Here is a 14881-nt window from a genome sequence, read left to right as displayed (position 1 = left end):
TCCAATTATATTTAAAAATAATAATGATTTTGTAAATAGACTGAAAAAATCTCTATTGCTTTATACTTATTTTTTTGATTTTATTAATTAGATTCGAATTTATTAATACATTCTTTTGTATTATAAGAATGTATTAAATGAGGGGTTTCTAAAAGTTTGGAAATTTTTTGCACTTCAGAAACGATTTCCGGATGCGTTAACCATTCTGGGTCATTTGTTAATTGGCATCATTATACGTTGGATGAAAATGAAAAGCGCGTGATTACCAAACAAGGCTGGAAATACGAAGGTATAGGTTGGTATGCGGTTGGAACTGGTCAGCAAAGTAATGATGATTATAGACTATTAGGTGTAAAAAATTATAATCAGTATGCGTTGGGTGCGCCTAGCGGTTGTGAAGGAGCTTCTCTCTTGCAGGCTTTGCAATATAAAGGGAAGTTGACAAACTGGAGTTTGAGACAATTCTTGAATACGATACCTAAATCACCGAATGGTAATCCAAATAATGGATTTGTCGGCAGTCCATTTGTCGAAAATTCATGGACGTATTCTGCTATTTACCCTGCCCCACTGACTACTTGGGGACAAAAATATGGGAACGTTCAGAACATTTGGTTGCATGGATCACGATTAATTTCCAACCAGTTCGTTGGGGAAATTGGAGTTTTGGTGCAGCAGTGAATAATAATCATGCAGTGACATTGGACGGTTACAATAAAGGAAGTAATCAGGTACATGTATCTGCCCCGATTAGTGGCTCTTATTGGATGAGTCGTACGACATTCGAGAATATCTATAATGCTCGTAAATATGCCGTTGTCGTTCGTTAACGGATAGAAATGTTAGTATAGTTTTGAAGCAGTTCAATATGCTATAATTGAACAGTAGAAAAGTGAAAAGATGGTGGCAATCCATTCTAGGAGGTGGTGCTTATGTGTGTAAGTATCAAATCTAAGGAAAGGAGAGCCTGAGTTGTCAGTGTTTGAGACGCTACAGCTAATGATTGCCTTTGCGATGTTAGTTTTAGCTATCAAAAACGACAATAATAAAAAATAAACCATCTTTCGCTTTGGTCAGCAAGATGGTTAAGTAAGAACTATTAAACTGCCATCGTCTTTTTAACGGGGTTCTACATGGAGCTATGTTCGCGAATAGCTCCTTTTTCTTATCTAAAGTATAGCAAAGTAATGTGAAAGTTGCAAATATGCAGTTGTATTTTTTAAACGTTATATTATATTGGATAACAATACTAGGATAGTTTTTGAGCGATTAGATATGATATAATTGAACGGTAGAAAAGTGAAAAGATGGTGGCTAATCTCTTGAAAAAGGGGTGATGCCTATGGTTCATAGCTTTATCCCTAGAAGGGAGTAGCACGTGTCAACGTTTGAAGCAATTCAACTGATGATCGCTTTTGCGACGTTAGTTTTGCTGATAATTGACCATAAAGACCCCCAAAAATAACCATCTAATCACTTTGGCAGGGAATTAGATGGTTCAAAACATTTATTCAAAAGCCACCGTCTTTTTAACGGTTCTACATGGGGCTATGTTCGCGCATAGCTCCTTTTTCTTGTCTTAAGTATAGCAAAGTAAGGTGAGAGTTGCAAATATGTTGAAGAAATCTACATTGTTTGTAAGATTAAACCAAAAGAATAAATACATACAAACTAATATACTGAATATATTAGTTTTGAAATAACAAGACGGTAAAACATCAAATATATTCACTATATTGAATATATTTGATATAGTGAATATATTTTAGAGGTTTAAGCGACGATTGTAAATTTGTTTTTCTTCTTCGCTAAGCGTATCAACATAGGCTTCTATAGCAAGTTCAACTACTTCATACATAGGTATATCTTTCACATAACTGATATCTCTTATAGTTTTTAAAACAGGAGGATCTACTTGTACAGGTTTTCGCTCTTTTGCTGTATACTTTTTTTCGCCTAGTTCAATTTGTACGTCATCTTTTATAGAAATATCAGCAGCACCAATTTGTTTTTTATCTTTATTAGTTGGTAATAATGCCATCTAGTTTTATCTCCTTTCCTTGTTCGAGTATACGGTTTGCCATAGAATCAGCATATTTCAGAGAGTAATTAAATCCTTCAATATCGCCTTTTGTTTCATAGTAAGCAATTCTTTCTTCAAGTTCAGTAAATATGTCAGCAAATATTGCCCACCAACGTCTATCAACATAGTCGTTTAATTGTATTCCGTTTTCTCCGTACATTTCTAATCTATCAGACCCTTTTACAATACTTTTAAATATATTTGACTCTCCATACTTATCAACTGTTTTTTGATAATTTGATTTTTGAGAAGCACGACGAACTGAAAATAAGACAGGTAAAATACCAATAATTTGTAAGTTACATTCTTCAAAATTAGTAACAATAGGAATTAAAACTTTTTCTATAAAATCTTCTGTACCTTCCATAGCATATCTTTTTAATTCCTGCATAGGAATAATATAATCGGCTGCAGTTAAAAAGGCTCTAACGACGTTATCTGTACTTGGAGGACAATCAATTAGAATATAGTCAAAATAATTGCGTAATTCTTTAAGATTATTCATAAAAGCTAAATGTCTAGCATGTTTATTTGGAAATTTTTCAGCAAGATAATCATTTAGTTCTTCTGAACCTGGTGATCCAGCCATTAAATAAAGATTTGGGCTGACTTGTGTGATTCCTGAAATCCAATCATTTTTTTTGATAGCGGCAGCCATGGATCTTTCAAAATTAGTTATTTGATATGTAGATCCAATATTAGATGTAGTATTTCTTTGTTGGTCATAGTCGATTAATAGTATTTTTTTATTAAATAATTGACTAGCTACAACTGCTAGTAAGTCATTATCGGTTGTTTTACCAGTACCACCTTTTCTAGCGGTAAGCATAACAACTTTACCGTTTTTTGGAGAAGAAATATCTAAGTTATTTTTTTTCATTCTAATACCTCCGTAAATATATTTACTATATCTAATATATTTAATATAGCAGATATATTTAACACAATAAGTAGCAAAATACCTCCGTGTATATAAATATATTAAATATACTAGATATACTCGATATATTAAGTATAGCAAATATATTCAAAATGTCAAAATATATTTATGCGTTTTGCATTGACAATATATTGAAAATAAGTGTACACTAACGGTGTATAAGAGATTTAAAGTTGAATTATGATATTTACAAAATATAATTAGTTATGATATTGTCTTTTTAGAAAAAAATACATAAAAAAAGAGACGGAAATAATTGACTTTGGTCGGATCAATTATTTCTGAATCACATGGTTAGCTCATGTGTTCGCGCTCGTCTCAATAAATAAATTAAGCGGTCTGATAAACCACTTATTTGTTTTACAAATGTGTTTAAATTATAGCACATTTAGAGCGAGCAGTTCAATAGATAAAGCGATATTTTTCTAGGTTTTTCTAGGAATTTAAGCCGAATATTGGAAGAGAGCACAGAACAATTTTTAGAATTGGCATGTGTTCTCTTTTTCAATACAATTCGGAGGAAATTTTGCTATGGTAAACTTAGATCAATGCTATACGGCTTTATTGAAACAAGGCATTCGTACATACAAATATCGAAACAGCACCATGAAGCCTGTCGGGTATGAGAATACCAGCAGGAATGGTGCTATCTTTGCGTACCGCAGTAAACAATTGATGAATGCAGGGCGTGGCATGGTTATTACGTCTGAAGAAGCGATTTTAGAAAATGAATCCAAACTGACTCATTGGACACCAAATGTTTATCGCTATGGAACTTATGCGGACGAAAATCGTTCAATCGTTAAAGGGCATTCGGAGAAAAATATTAGTCAAATCAATACTTTTGTCGTGGATATTGATTCTAAAGAAAATCATCAAGGAGAGATTTTCTTAGCTTGTGTGGATGAATTAGGGTATATGCCAACGCTCATTTTAGAATCAGAGCAAGGTTATCAAGTCTATTTTGTATTAAAAACACCTGCTTATGTGACGAAAAATAGTAATTTTAAAGTAATTGAAGTGGCAAAACGTATTTCTACAACGATTCGGACACAATTGGCTAATCAGTTACCAGGTATTGATGTAGGTTGTAACCATTTTGGAATTGCTCGATTCCCAAACAAACAAAATATTGTATTTTGTGAGCTAGAAAATCAATATTCTTTTTCTGATTGGTTGAATTGGTCAATGAAAATGGCATCTAACCAAAAAACTGAAGCAGAAAGAAACGCGAAATTGATTGTTTTTCCTGAGAAAAAAGAGTATCGCCAAGTTGATGAACCGTGGTTTGACTTGTTACTACGAAAAGCAAACATTATTGGGGGAGAAGGTCGATTAGGACGGAATAACGTGATTTTTACACTCTCTTTGGCTTATTATTCTTCTGGTTACGGACAAGAAACTTGTGAGTATAACATGTTTGAATTTAACGAACGCTTAAATGAACCGTTGTCTGAAGGCGAAGTGCGAAAAATTGTTAAAAGTGCGTATTCTGGAAATTATCAAGCAGCCAATCGTGACTTTGTTTTAGAATTATGCCAGGAATGGGTAGCTTCGGATATTCAAGAAAACGAGTTGTTTATCCAACGTCGTGGTTGGTGGAAGTTTAAGAAATCACGTGAGCAACGCCAATACAGTCATAAAAAGGAATGGCAAGAAGATATCATGCGTTATTTGAGCGAAAAAAGTGATCTTCGTATGCCTTATTTAAAACTGTCCAAAAAAGAATTGGCGGAACAATTGAACATGCCTTTAAGAAGTCTGGATCGTGCATTAAGTTCCTTAAAGCAAGAACACAAAGTGTTCTACAATGTCAAAAAAGGGCGTGGTGGCGGACTTTTACTTGCTTCAGTACGTGTATTATTCACAAGTTTGATCCAAGCGAAGAAAGAAGAAAAAGAAGCCTTTATTCAAGGGATCATTGCGCAGTTTAAACTAACCATCGATGAATGGACAAGCACCATTCATCAGCTATTACCGGAGCAAGAAGTCCAAGAAATCAGGCTATTTGAAGTCGATACAGGTTGAAAAAATAAAAGACGCCAATTGCCTTTTACAATATATCTTTGATACTTCTAGCGGTTTCCTTAGTCTATTTAGTTATGTCTGAGAGTGTCTCTTGGTCTTTTGCTGTTTCTCTTTAATTATTTTGCTAGTTATATGTTATTATTACGTATGTAATGATGGGTAGCTATCTGAAGGAGGGGTTTTTATGTCTATGAAGTTGTATGTGTACTCTCATGCGGTAAATGTGTATATCTTGCGGTATTTAGGTATGCCAGTGGAGCAGTTTTGTGAACTTTATGGCTTTAATCAAGGTACGGTGGCTAGTTGGGTAACAAGGGAGCGTTCGGTAGAGACGTTGCCTGCGTCGTTTATTTATGCTTTGTCCTTGGCTTCTAGCCGAAGTATGGGGGAAATCTATGAGGAATTGTTAAAATTACAAGATGACTATTATCGTTATCGTGAACGTGTAGGATTCAAGAAGGGAAAGAAAGTGAAAAAACGCTTAGATTGATTTTTGATAAATTTTATTATATTACAATTATTACAAATAGAATTGTTTATTTTATCATATATCGTAATTAGAAATTGATTAGATAAAATCATAATCGTTGGTTTTGGTTTCAAAATCGTAAATGAGAGAATCAAACAGAGGAAAACAAACGTTTGTTCCCATTTTATTTTTGTGTTATGCTGTTTTTGTAAAGATTTTTACAAAAAAACGCTTTATTATCGTTTGTCAAGTAGTCTTAACAAAAAATTAACATAAATATTTTGCGAAATTTCGTCAAATATTTAAGGTTTTTTGGGTTTTCAAACGAAAATAAATATGCAATACTTAGCTTGTCAATTGATCGAGCAGCTGTTCAAATTTATTCATGAGTAAATGATTTTGTGAGTAGAGGAGGATGAAAGCCTATTGTTATTGACTTTTTGGAAGCGTAAAAAAATACAATGATAAATTTATTTGCAGATTGTGAATGAATATGTTATCGTTTTTTTAGAAATTTTCAAATTAGAATGAATTTAAAAGTAAATATACTTTTTTTGTTGCGATGTGTTGCTGTGCAATGTAGAGCTCAACAAAAAAAGGAGTGGTTTAGAAATCTCGCTGAGAAAGAGCGCCAACTCTTTCAAAGGTCATCGATTTCTACCCCGACCGTTCCAATTGTAAGCTGATAACGGTGCTGCTCCTTTTTGCTGCAGGGTCTTCCTGCAACGTGAACAATAATACCATAAATTTGTAGTAATGAACAATCATGTATTTTATACTTGTATTAGTTTTATTAAAAGTTTATGGAGCAGTATATCTAATTTTCAGGTGTAGTGTATATTATTTTCGTATTGTGAGGAAGACTCTAGTGGCATAAAGAGAGAGACTGTTATTACTTCTTTGAAGGTAGTAGATAGTCTCTCTCTTTTTTGTTGAGTTCCACATTGTTCGACAACAAGTGGAACAATGATTTGAAAATTTAAAGGAGTCCAAAAAATGTATGGGAAATTTTGCACAGTGGAAGATCTGAAACGACAAGCAATCACGATTAAGCTCTATGACAACAGTGTTTGGGCAAACTTAGGGGACGGACGATTTATTGATCGTCAAACAAAGAAAATCCGACCAGTTTCTTTGCTTTATCGTTCGATTCGAACCGTTGTTGGTGTGAATCATCAAGTGATTGCGAAACGTAGAAAGAAGCGTGGAGGACTCTTGTTTCTAGAGAAATCTTACAAAATAAAACACATGTAAAAGCGGAAAGATTTTTCTTGTTTGCAAGTAAATCGCTTTACTTGTGAACACTCTTGATCCTTGAAAAATGAATAAAAAGAACACAATTAAGGGTGTAAGAAAACCGTCTGTTTTCTAAATGAGGAGGTGGAAAAGATTTAGAAGGAGATACGAATGTTTTCTTACTAGTCGTAGATATTCTCGCTGTCTAATCTACGATCGTGTTCAAAGAAAGACAGTACCTGAAGGTGTAGTGACCCTTTGGGAGATTTTGTGAAGGCAAATGGCGGAGAAATAAGTAGCGCAGGTAAGGGTTACCTCGGTAACTATCTGTTAGCAGAAGGATTTCTGATACTTGGTACATTTCGAGTAATTTGTGGTTCACAGGTTGAGCATTTACCTAACATGCCAGGTTATCGTTTTACCTAACAACGAACACTAACTTTTATTTGATTTACTTGTAAACAAGAGGAATTTTTTACTAGGAGGAATCAAAATGACAGAAATTCAACGATTGATTTGTTTTTTAGAATCTGGAAAACGCAAGGAAATTTCAATGACTGAATATGTTTCTATACAACAAAGAAGACAAAAATGGTCAGAAAGACGTTGTCGTCAATTATTAGCGGAATTATCAAGAAGTCAGGCGATTCCTCCAAAATATATTACTCAAAACGGGCAGGTTGTCCGAATATTGAAATTGAGAACTGCTTAGATTTAGAAAAAGTAGAGGGGACACCTGAATATGGGAACAAAGAAAAAACGCATCAAGATTGCGCTCAGTGAAGAAACGATTCAAAAACTTCAGTGGATCGTAGAAGAAGACCAAAAGAAAAACAACAAGAGAATTTATCCTTGTGACTCTTTAGAGCGAATAATCAATAACGAATATGTTATACGTAAAGCATTTCGAGACAAGTAATTAAGAGAAGGAGTGAATGCCTATGGTAAAGGTTATGGGGAAATATACCGGACGTGTGTATTATTCCTGTCCAAGCAAAAAAGAAGCCAATGAATGGATTCTTGCGAAAAAAATCTTTGAGCCATTAGTTATCCTTGTTCTTCCTCGAAAGAAGGAAGTGACGACATGAGTACAAAATATCATTATCGACCTTTAGTAGACGGTTTTAATCAAAATTTCAATTTACAAGAAGAGGAAAAAATGATTCGCTATTTTGAGAAAGATATTCTGGCTGAGATCAAGAAGAGAAAAGACCGACAATTACCGGTTTCTCAATATGTTTCTCAATTTTCACTAAAAGAAAAACGCTGTTTTTTCGGTCTTCTGAAACGATTTGAGCGAGTGAAAGTTTACTACCGATTGGAAGAAGGGATGTCGCGTCAGTATTTGATTGCGGCATAAGACAACTATTATTGCTAGTTTTGTAAATGAAATTTTTCATGTCTTGCTGGAACACCATTAAATAAATTATTATAAAAACAATAATAATTTGAAGGTGAAACAAATGAAGAACCAAAAAGAAAGACAGTTTAGACGTGAGATTCGTTTGAGAATTGGTGAAATACTGGATTCTTTTAGAGAAAATGGTGTGCTTTCTCAAGAAAAGGAGAAGGAGTTACATTATTTGAGAAGTTTGTTAGAGGAAAAACGTATTCCTGAAGAGGTAGGACTTCCGTTTGCTTTTAATCTAGATAGTTTCACATTGGAAGACTATTCCATGTTGAGAGAAAAAGGGTATACAGTAGACCAGATTCAAGCGATGTGCGGTGTTAGAAGAAAAACATTTGATAACTGGAGAAAGGAACATAATGTTTACGGAAAGAATTGTTGTTAAAGCTCGGATAGAAAGGGAGAGGATCAAGTCATGAAGTTAATAAAAATAAATTGTAATGAAGAAGGATTTATCAATGTTTGTATTGGATAGGTAGGAATTATAATTGTAGTTTTGACGATTCTATTCATGAAATGAGGAAGATGATAAAACATGAGAATAAACAAAAAGAATACAGTTTCATTGACAAGTTTTCGTTTAAAAAGAGAGTGTCGAAAGGAATTAACTGAAGCTAAAATTCCAAGTTTTGTACAAGAAAGAATTGATTATTATGCGGAGTATCTTTCAAAAGGATTGACTTATACAGATTTATACCTACTAGTTACAGCCGAACCAGGAGAAGATGAATTGCAAATGATGTTTGAAGTTTGTTTTGGGGGAGTCTATTTAGATATGAGTTATGAATTTATGAAATGGTATCGAGATCCCAAATATTGGAAACAACGACAAGTTGAACTAGCAAATGCAGTTATCCATATATATCAACAAAAAACAAGGAAAGAACAGATGATTGTATGAAGCAAGAGTAAGTAAGGAGAAGAAGTACGAGTACGATGAGCGAAGTGTATTTCTTAAAACAAATTGAGGACCTAAAAAAGGGAAAGACGAATGAAAAAATCGAGAAACAGTTCAAAAAATTATTAAAGAAAACCAAATTAATGAAAAAAAGGAAAAAAAAGAAGGGATTATCTATTTTATTGTAATTTTACTTACAACTTTTTTATTAGTAAAAGATAATTAATAAATTTCAGTTATTTTTGTAGAAAAGTAATTGAGATTTGCTAGTTATTTACTAGTAAAAAAAATAATTTCATTTTTTCTCCTTTTTTCTATGTAAAAAGTCTTACGAGGGAATTACCCTCGTAAGTATTATACGATTATGAGTTCAAAATGATCTTTTATGAATGAAAGCGTAACATTAAAATAAAAATTTGTTATAATTGTTATATTGTATTCACTTTAAAAAAACGCTATCATTTTAGTAACATTAATTTTTTAGTTGGTAAGCAAAATATTGATTGTCCTTTTTTGCTAAGCCAAAAGTATCCCCTATTTTTAGAGATTTTGGAGCATATTTCAGTTCTGGAATTTCAAATAGATTTTTCTTTTTGTCCGTTACTTTTATTGGTAACTGGATTTCTTCTCCAGATTCAAGGGAAAGAACCGCAATATTTTTATTTTGGAAGAGTACAGTAGTAATTTGAGTCTTCCCCAAAACTTGAATATCCGCGCCTTGACAGGCTTTGACTTTCGATAAAGATGGATAGCGATAATTAGCTGAAATAACCGAGGAAGAAGATTCAACGGGTGATTGGTTATTTGTTTCTGTTTTCTTCGACAGAGAAAAAGCAATGATAAGTACAGATATCAGTACAATACTGAGTGATAAAATTATGAGGGATTTTTTCTTCATAATAGTTACTCTCCATAATAAAATTGTTTTTTCGATAGAGAAGCAGAAACGACTTATTGTTGTCTCTGCTTTTTAGCTTGTAAACTTGCTGCGTAAGCTTCTATTTCGTCCTTTAAATATAAGCGAATAAGTGTAGGACCAGGTTCGTCGCCTATTTCAACAAAAGGTTTAATTCGTCCTAATTGAATAGCACGAGAAAACGCAGCATGGCTTTGACCGGTTATTTTTGAAGCTTGATTTCTATTAAGTAAATTTTCTTCAATCCATTTTTTCTGATCAATCAAATTATACATGAGACCACTCCTTTTAATAGGTGTTAACTTTAATATATCAGAAATCAAGAAAAAATTCAAAAAGACATAAAAATGTAGTTGACAAAAAGGTATTAACTTTGATGCTGTATTTTTGTAGATAAAGCAAATAAAAATTAAAACGAAAGAAGGAATATTAAGATGAAATTGTTAAAGGTACTTGCAATTGGAGCGACTATTGGTGGAGTTGCGTTAGCAACAGCTCACGAGAAAGTAAGTGCAGCAGAGTGGACACCAAGAACAGTCCAACAAATTTCAGCAGATATTGCAAAAACAAATGGAAAAGAATATACGATTGTTTGGGGCGATACATTAAGTGGTATCAGTCAAGCAACGAATATTTCTGTTCGAAAACTTGCGGACATGAACAAAATTGCGAATGTAGACTTAATCTACACAGGCAATAAACTAGTTTTCTCTGGAAATGTAGCAACTGTTCAGAACAACAAAGGAGAAACAGTGGCACAATCAGTTATTAAGCCACAAGATAAAGTAGATTCAACGAAACCAGTGGGGCAACCAGCAACTTCACAAGGAACAACCAGCAATAATACAACTAATTCAGCAACTCAAAACACAACAACACCTTCAACTGATAACACAGTAGCAGGTAATACACAAACTGGTGATCAAACAGCTGGAAATACAGGAACAACAACGCCAAGCACACCAGGAAACAACGGTGGCACAACTCAAACACCAGCACAACCAAGTCAACCAGATAATAATGGTAACCAAAACGGCTCGACAGGTGGAAATACTGGTGGAGGACAAACAACACCATCAAATCCTGGCAACAATGAAGGAAATCAAGGTGGATCAACTGGAGGAAATACTGGCGGTTCCACAACAGATCCAAGCCAACCAACTACTCCTGAAAAACCAGTACAATATAAATATACTGTTTGGGGGAATTTTGATGATCCGAAATATAATATTGTAGAGGGACAACACATATTCGATACACAAGAAGAAGCAAGAGCATGGATTGATAATTATGCAGATAATTTATTAATGCAAGGCATTGGTTCTAGTTCTTACGGTACAACTTCTTGGGAAGTTCAATGATTATCAGCTAAATAAAGTAAAACTCACAAAAAATCTTTTTGTGAGTTTTTTATTTTTTAAGGAGGTAGCGAGAATAATGACACTGAATTATTACACTTTCTATGGGTATTATTCATCGTATTTGAGAGAGTTTATATAAAATGAATTTAATTTTGCTTTTAAGACGCTAAAAAATCTTTTTAGTGTCTTTTTTTATTAATTTTTTAGGAGGGAATCACTCAGTGAAAAAAGTAAGTTCTTTGTTTAAGAAAATTATTCAATCTAAGCCTATAATGATGGCACTCTTTTTAGTATGTAGTATTGTGGGGATTGGTTTTGGAAGTGGAAATGTTCATGCGGCTGTGCCAAATGAATTTACCATGAAACCAGGAGAAACAGGAAATGTTTATTATGATACTAGTAATGTCTATATGATGTATGGAACACGTAATGGGCAACCTTGGAGCGATGCCACTGCACCAATGGCAGTAAAACCAGATGATGGTGGCATTGACATTATGACATTTTGTGTTCAACCAGGTGTGCCTTTTATTTCTAGTGATAATCCAGGATATCAAGCAGTTAGTGCAAATGATATTCCACGTGATGCTAAGATTGCTTCAATTATCTGGAATAATCCAGATTTAGGTATTTGTGGAGATACAAATGAAAATGATCGTATCGTAACACAGTCAGTTATTTGGGAGTTGTTACCATATGGCATACATGTAGATGATATTCCTCGTATTCCAAATTATGCTCAACGGAAAGCATTATTATATCAAAAGATTGCAGAGTATAATAAACGTCCAGAATTTAATGGAAAAACAATTGAACTGACTTATGGAGAGTCAAAAACCTTAACTTCTTCAGTTAATTTAAACTCATTTGAAACTCAAGTTGTTAATAGTGCGAAAGTAAATTGGTCTATTGCTCCAGATGGAAAATCAGTGACAGTTACACCTACAGATCTAAATGTTCAAAGTGGTATTATTGCCTATAAAAGATCGTTTATGGAAGGAACGCCAATTGCGTTAGAAAAAAAAGGATCACAACGTGTTTTCATTCCTTCTACAGATGATCCAGCTTCATATTCAGTTAAATTTAATATCAAAACATTTGGAGAATTTAAAATTAAAAAAATTGATAAAGAAACAGGAAATCCAGTACCAGGAACACGTTTCAAATTAGAATACAGTAATCTTCCAAACGGTGTTGCAGGCCCTGCTATTCCTACACAAACAGAAGTGGTGACAGATCAAAATGGCTTATCACCAAAAATCAAAGCATTGAATGGTATACACGTCAAAGCAACAGAAACTTTCGTTCCAGCTCCTTATGTATTAGGATCTGCGATTGGCGATTCTGACGTCGTAGAAGGCGATATTGTCGCAGGACAGACAATTACTCTGACACAACGTAATAAAAAGGCAAAAGGACAAATCATTGTCGAAAAATCAGGTGTTGAGTCTGGCAAAGATATGTGGAATGGTAACTATTCTTTAGCAGGGAATGTCTTTGAAATTCATGAAAACGACGCAAGCGGAAAGGTTGTTGCAACAGTTACAACGGATGTAAATGGACATGCAGAAACAAATAAAGAATTGCCATTAGGAACTTATGTAGTGATTGAAAAAACAGCTTTTAACGGGTTTGTGAACACATTCAAACCAGTAGAAGTGAAAATCGAGTATGCAAACCAAACAACTGCAGTAATTGTAAAAGGCGCTGAAGGAACAAACCAAGAAGTCGTTGGTTCAACATTGCTAACGAAAGAAGACGTTGAAACAGGCAAAGAAACACAAGGACGTGCAACGTTTGATGGTGCGCAATATGGCTTATTCCATGAAGACGGTACTCCTGTGAAATGGTCTGATAATTTTAAACCAACTACTTCTAAAGGTAATAAATTAGAAGGGGACGAGGTTAAATTTGAATTATCTGATGAAGAACAACAAGCAAGCGTTGAACACTTAGCATTAGGTAAATATTATTGGCAAGAAACAAAAGCACCAGAAGGTTATCAAATTGATAATACAAAACGCGAATTTGAAATCACATATAAAGATCAAGATACACAAGTGATTGCAACAGAATCTATTTCTAAAGAGAATGTGATTAAATTTACTCTTGATGGATTCAAATATGTAAAATCTCAGAGTGGTTCAACTCAAAGTGGGTACAACGGGATTGAGTTAAAACTAACACCAATTGAACCAACAAAAGGAGAAGCACGTACTGTTAAAACAGAAACAGACGCTAATGGTTATGATGGTTATTGGAAATTTGAAGGAGTACCATATGGTGACTATGACTTAGAAGAAGTAAAAGCACCAGAAGGGTATGAACTAATTACACCATTAACTATCCGTTCTTCTTTCGATGAAGAAAAGCATGAGTATACATTTACTATTACGGAAAAAGGCTCTAAAGAACCTTTAAAAGTTGTGACAAAAACAGAACAAGAAATTAATGAAGGATCAAATGTTATTCATTTAAGTAAATTGTTCTTAGTAGATGAACATGCTCGTGTTCCTGAACAACCAGAAATTTCTACTTTATTTGTGACAACAGAAGGCGAGAAAACATTTAATCCGACTGTGGATCAAAAATTGATTGATAAGGTAGATAATAAATTTGATAAATTAGATGTGGGTAAAACATTCTATTATGTGACACAATTCCATAAGATCGATAAAGATGGAAAAGATACTGTTGTAGGTACGGTAGAGTCTGAACGTAAAGTAGAGAAAGAAGAGTTCAGTTTTGATGTAGAGTTTGACTACAAAGCAAATACATTGAAACATGGTGAAAAAATAGTTGCGACACACCTTGTTTATTCTGACAAGGAACATACCGATGAATATGCTCGTCATTTTGATTTGAGCAATGAAAAACAAACATTAGAAGCAGTAACACCTGGTATGCCAACAATCGAAACACTATTTGTAACAAAAGATGGTGGTAAAACATTCGATCCAACGATTGATAATGAATTAATCGATGAAGTAAAAGCCACTGTACCTAAAGAAGATATTGGTAAAACATTCTATTATATCACTCAATTCCATAAAATTGATAAGGACGGAAAGGTTACAGTAGTAGGTACGGACGAATCAGAACACAAAGCAGACGAAATGTCATATGAGTTCAAAGCTGTTTACAATTACAAAGCAAACACGTTGAAAGATGGCGAAAAATTAGTTGCTACGCATATTGCTTATACTGATAAAGAACACAAAAATGAATATGCAAAACACTTTGATTTAAATAACTCTAAGCAAACATTGACTGCTAAAACACCTACTAAACCAGTTGTTTCAAAATCAACTATTGCACCAAAACAAAGCTTACCTAAAACTGGAGAAATCATGAATAACAAGCTTGTACTATTAGGCTTGATCCTTCTGGTTTCTGTTGGAACTGTAGTTAGTATACGTCGCAAAGCACAAAAATAATTAATAAAGTAGAGATAGTTGAAATGACTATCTCTATTTTTATTCAAGGAGAGTGAGAAAAATGTTTTCTAAATTTCTGAACAATTATAATAAGAAAAAACAAGT

18 protein-coding genes and 1 pseudogene are annotated in these 14881 nt (G+C 33.7%); 15 read left to right on the top strand and 4 right to left on the bottom strand.

From position 1 onward, the window contains the following. Window positions 1-225 precede the first annotated feature (225 nt). The 3 genes and pseudogenes from IGJ18_RS14640 to IGJ18_RS14630 all read left to right on the top strand — a co-directional run. Window positions 226-830, top strand: a pseudogene (locus tag IGJ18_RS14640) (C39 family peptidase); the annotation flags it as partial. A gap of 169 nt (window positions 831-999) precedes the next feature. Beyond that, window positions 1000-1056 (top strand): hypothetical protein, encoded by a 57-nt coding sequence (locus IGJ18_RS14635; protein ID WP_236599412.1) that lies wholly within the window; start codon window positions 1000-1002, stop codon window positions 1054-1056. 322 nt (window positions 1057-1378) lie between these two features. Continuing rightward, window positions 1379-1465 (top strand): putative holin-like toxin, encoded by an 87-nt coding sequence (locus IGJ18_RS14630; RefSeq protein ID WP_411860208.1) that lies wholly within the window; start codon window positions 1379-1381, stop codon window positions 1463-1465. A gap of 300 nt (window positions 1466-1765) precedes the next feature. Here the strand turns inward: IGJ18_RS14630 and prgO are convergent, their stop codons facing one another. Further along, window positions 1766-2041: a DNA segregation protein PrgO gene (prgO, locus tag IGJ18_RS14625; protein ID WP_104857898.1), complete on the bottom strand. Its 276-nt coding sequence runs from the start codon at window positions 2039-2041 to the stop codon at window positions 1766-1768. Further along, window positions 2022-2963 (bottom strand): ParA family protein, encoded by a 942-nt coding sequence (locus tag IGJ18_RS14620; RefSeq protein WP_161440472.1) that lies wholly within the window; start codon window positions 2961-2963, stop codon window positions 2022-2024. The genes prgO and IGJ18_RS14620 overlap by 20 nt, the downstream gene beginning before the upstream one ends. Before the next feature lie 591 nt (window positions 2964-3554). Between IGJ18_RS14620 and IGJ18_RS14615 the strand changes: the two genes are divergently transcribed. The 10 genes from IGJ18_RS14615 (at window position 3555) to IGJ18_RS14570 (ending at window position 9065) form a co-directional block, all read left to right on the top strand. Next, window positions 3555-5051, top strand: a complete 1497-nt coding sequence (locus IGJ18_RS14615; RefSeq protein ID WP_438843468.1) for a primase C-terminal domain-containing protein — start codon at window positions 3555-3557, stop codon at window positions 5049-5051. A 184-nt stretch (window positions 5052-5235) separates the two neighbouring features. Beyond that, window positions 5236-5541 carry a hypothetical protein gene (locus tag IGJ18_RS14610; RefSeq protein ID WP_016631593.1) on the top strand — a complete coding sequence of 102 codons (306 nt, stop codon included), beginning with the start codon at window positions 5236-5238 and terminating at the stop codon, window positions 5539-5541. Window positions 5542-6516: 975 nt separating this feature from the next. After that, the gene (locus tag IGJ18_RS14605; RefSeq protein ID WP_438843469.1) at window positions 6517-6774 is read left to right on the top strand and encodes a hypothetical protein; all 258 of its coding nucleotides are present in this window, start codon (window positions 6517-6519) and stop codon (window positions 6772-6774) included. A 240-nt stretch (window positions 6775-7014) separates the two neighbouring features. Further along, window positions 7015-7182: a hypothetical protein gene (locus IGJ18_RS14600; protein WP_438843525.1), complete on the top strand. Its 168-nt coding sequence runs from the start codon at window positions 7015-7017 to the stop codon at window positions 7180-7182. Window positions 7183-7249: 67 nt separating this feature from the next. Then, on the top strand, window positions 7250-7468 hold the full coding sequence (locus tag IGJ18_RS14595) for a hypothetical protein (RefSeq protein WP_081123527.1): 219 nt from the start codon (window positions 7250-7252) through the stop codon (window positions 7466-7468). Window positions 7469-7498: 30 nt separating this feature from the next. Beyond that, window positions 7499-7675 (top strand): addiction module toxin RelE, encoded by a 177-nt coding sequence (locus IGJ18_RS14590; protein WP_325822151.1) that lies wholly within the window; start codon window positions 7499-7501, stop codon window positions 7673-7675. Between the two features lie 22 nt (window positions 7676-7697). Further along, complete coding sequence (locus tag IGJ18_RS14585; RefSeq protein WP_164907440.1) at window positions 7698-7844, top strand: hypothetical protein; 147 nt, start codon at window positions 7698-7700, stop codon at window positions 7842-7844. Continuing rightward, on the top strand, window positions 7841-8116 hold the full coding sequence (locus IGJ18_RS14580) for a hypothetical protein (protein ID WP_325822115.1): 276 nt from the start codon (window positions 7841-7843) through the stop codon (window positions 8114-8116). Before IGJ18_RS14585 ends, IGJ18_RS14580 begins: the two co-directional genes overlap by 4 nt. Window positions 8117-8219: 103 nt before the next feature. Beyond that, entirely contained in the window at window positions 8220-8549 is a 330-nt protein-coding gene (locus IGJ18_RS14575; RefSeq protein WP_081129610.1) for a hypothetical protein, read from the top strand. Between the two features lie 150 nt (window positions 8550-8699). Beyond that, window positions 8700-9065, top strand: coding sequence for a hypothetical protein (locus IGJ18_RS14570; RefSeq protein ID WP_438843524.1), 366 nt, complete (start codon window positions 8700-8702; stop codon window positions 9063-9065). A gap of 469 nt (window positions 9066-9534) precedes the next feature. On the opposite strand, the gene IGJ18_RS14565 is transcribed toward IGJ18_RS14570, so the two are convergent. Further along, a complete protein-coding gene (locus IGJ18_RS14565) occupies window positions 9535-9960 on the bottom strand; it encodes a hypothetical protein (RefSeq protein WP_438843523.1) in 426 nt (141 codons plus the stop codon). Window positions 9961-10013: 53 nt separating this feature from the next. Then, window positions 10014-10253: a hypothetical protein gene (locus IGJ18_RS14560; protein ID WP_325822036.1), complete on the bottom strand. Its 240-nt coding sequence runs from the start codon at window positions 10251-10253 to the stop codon at window positions 10014-10016. A 159-nt stretch (window positions 10254-10412) separates the two neighbouring features. Here IGJ18_RS14560 and IGJ18_RS14555 point away from each other — a divergent pair, with 159 nt between their 5' ends. Next, complete coding sequence (locus IGJ18_RS14555; RefSeq protein ID WP_438843522.1) at window positions 10413-11339, top strand: LysM peptidoglycan-binding domain-containing protein; 927 nt, start codon at window positions 10413-10415, stop codon at window positions 11337-11339. A gap of 221 nt (window positions 11340-11560) precedes the next feature. Continuing rightward, window positions 11561-14776 (top strand): SpaA isopeptide-forming pilin-related protein, encoded by a 3216-nt coding sequence (locus IGJ18_RS14550; protein WP_438843521.1) that lies wholly within the window; start codon window positions 11561-11563, stop codon window positions 14774-14776. Window positions 14777-14881: the final 105 nt, after the last annotated feature.

Origin of the sequence: Enterococcus sp. AZ078 (genome assembly GCF_051714985.1) — a bacterium.
Lineage (GTDB): Bacteria > Bacillota > Bacilli > Lactobacillales > Enterococcaceae > Enterococcus_B > Enterococcus_B hirae.
The sequence above is the reverse complement of the archived record's forward strand: the minus strand, read 5'-3'. Positions and strand labels throughout refer to the sequence as shown.

Coding starts and splice junctions, on each gene's coding strand:
- IGJ18_RS14560 (WP_325822036.1), bottom strand. CDS start 10,253: ATGTATAATTTGATTGATCAGAAAAAATGGATTGAAGAAAATTTACTT.
- IGJ18_RS14555 (WP_438843522.1), top strand. CDS start 10,413: ATGAAATTGTTAAAGGTACTTGCAATTGGAGCGACTATTGGTGGAGTT.
- IGJ18_RS14620 (WP_161440472.1), bottom strand. CDS start 2,963: ATGAAAAAAAATAACTTAGATATTTCTTCTCCAAAAAACGGTAAAGTT.
- IGJ18_RS14615 (WP_438843468.1), top strand. CDS start 3,555: ATGGTAAACTTAGATCAATGCTATACGGCTTTATTGAAACAAGGCATT.
- IGJ18_RS14590 (WP_325822151.1), top strand. CDS start 7,499: ATGGGAACAAAGAAAAAACGCATCAAGATTGCGCTCAGTGAAGAAACG.
- IGJ18_RS14570 (WP_438843524.1), top strand. CDS start 8,700: ATGAGAATAAACAAAAAGAATACAGTTTCATTGACAAGTTTTCGTTTA.
- IGJ18_RS14565 (WP_438843523.1), bottom strand. CDS start 9,960: ATGAAGAAAAAATCCCTCATAATTTTATCACTCAGTATTGTACTGATA.
- IGJ18_RS14605 (WP_438843469.1), top strand. CDS start 6,517: ATGTATGGGAAATTTTGCACAGTGGAAGATCTGAAACGACAAGCAATC.
- IGJ18_RS14585 (WP_164907440.1), top strand. CDS start 7,698: ATGGTAAAGGTTATGGGGAAATATACCGGACGTGTGTATTATTCCTGT.
- IGJ18_RS14575 (WP_081129610.1), top strand. CDS start 8,220: ATGAAGAACCAAAAAGAAAGACAGTTTAGACGTGAGATTCGTTTGAGA.
- IGJ18_RS14595 (WP_081123527.1), top strand. CDS start 7,250: ATGACAGAAATTCAACGATTGATTTGTTTTTTAGAATCTGGAAAACGC.
- IGJ18_RS14610 (WP_016631593.1), top strand. CDS start 5,236: ATGTCTATGAAGTTGTATGTGTACTCTCATGCGGTAAATGTGTATATC.
- prgO (WP_104857898.1), bottom strand. CDS start 2,041: ATGGCATTATTACCAACTAATAAAGATAAAAAACAAATTGGTGCTGCT.
- IGJ18_RS14580 (WP_325822115.1), top strand. CDS start 7,841: ATGAGTACAAAATATCATTATCGACCTTTAGTAGACGGTTTTAATCAA.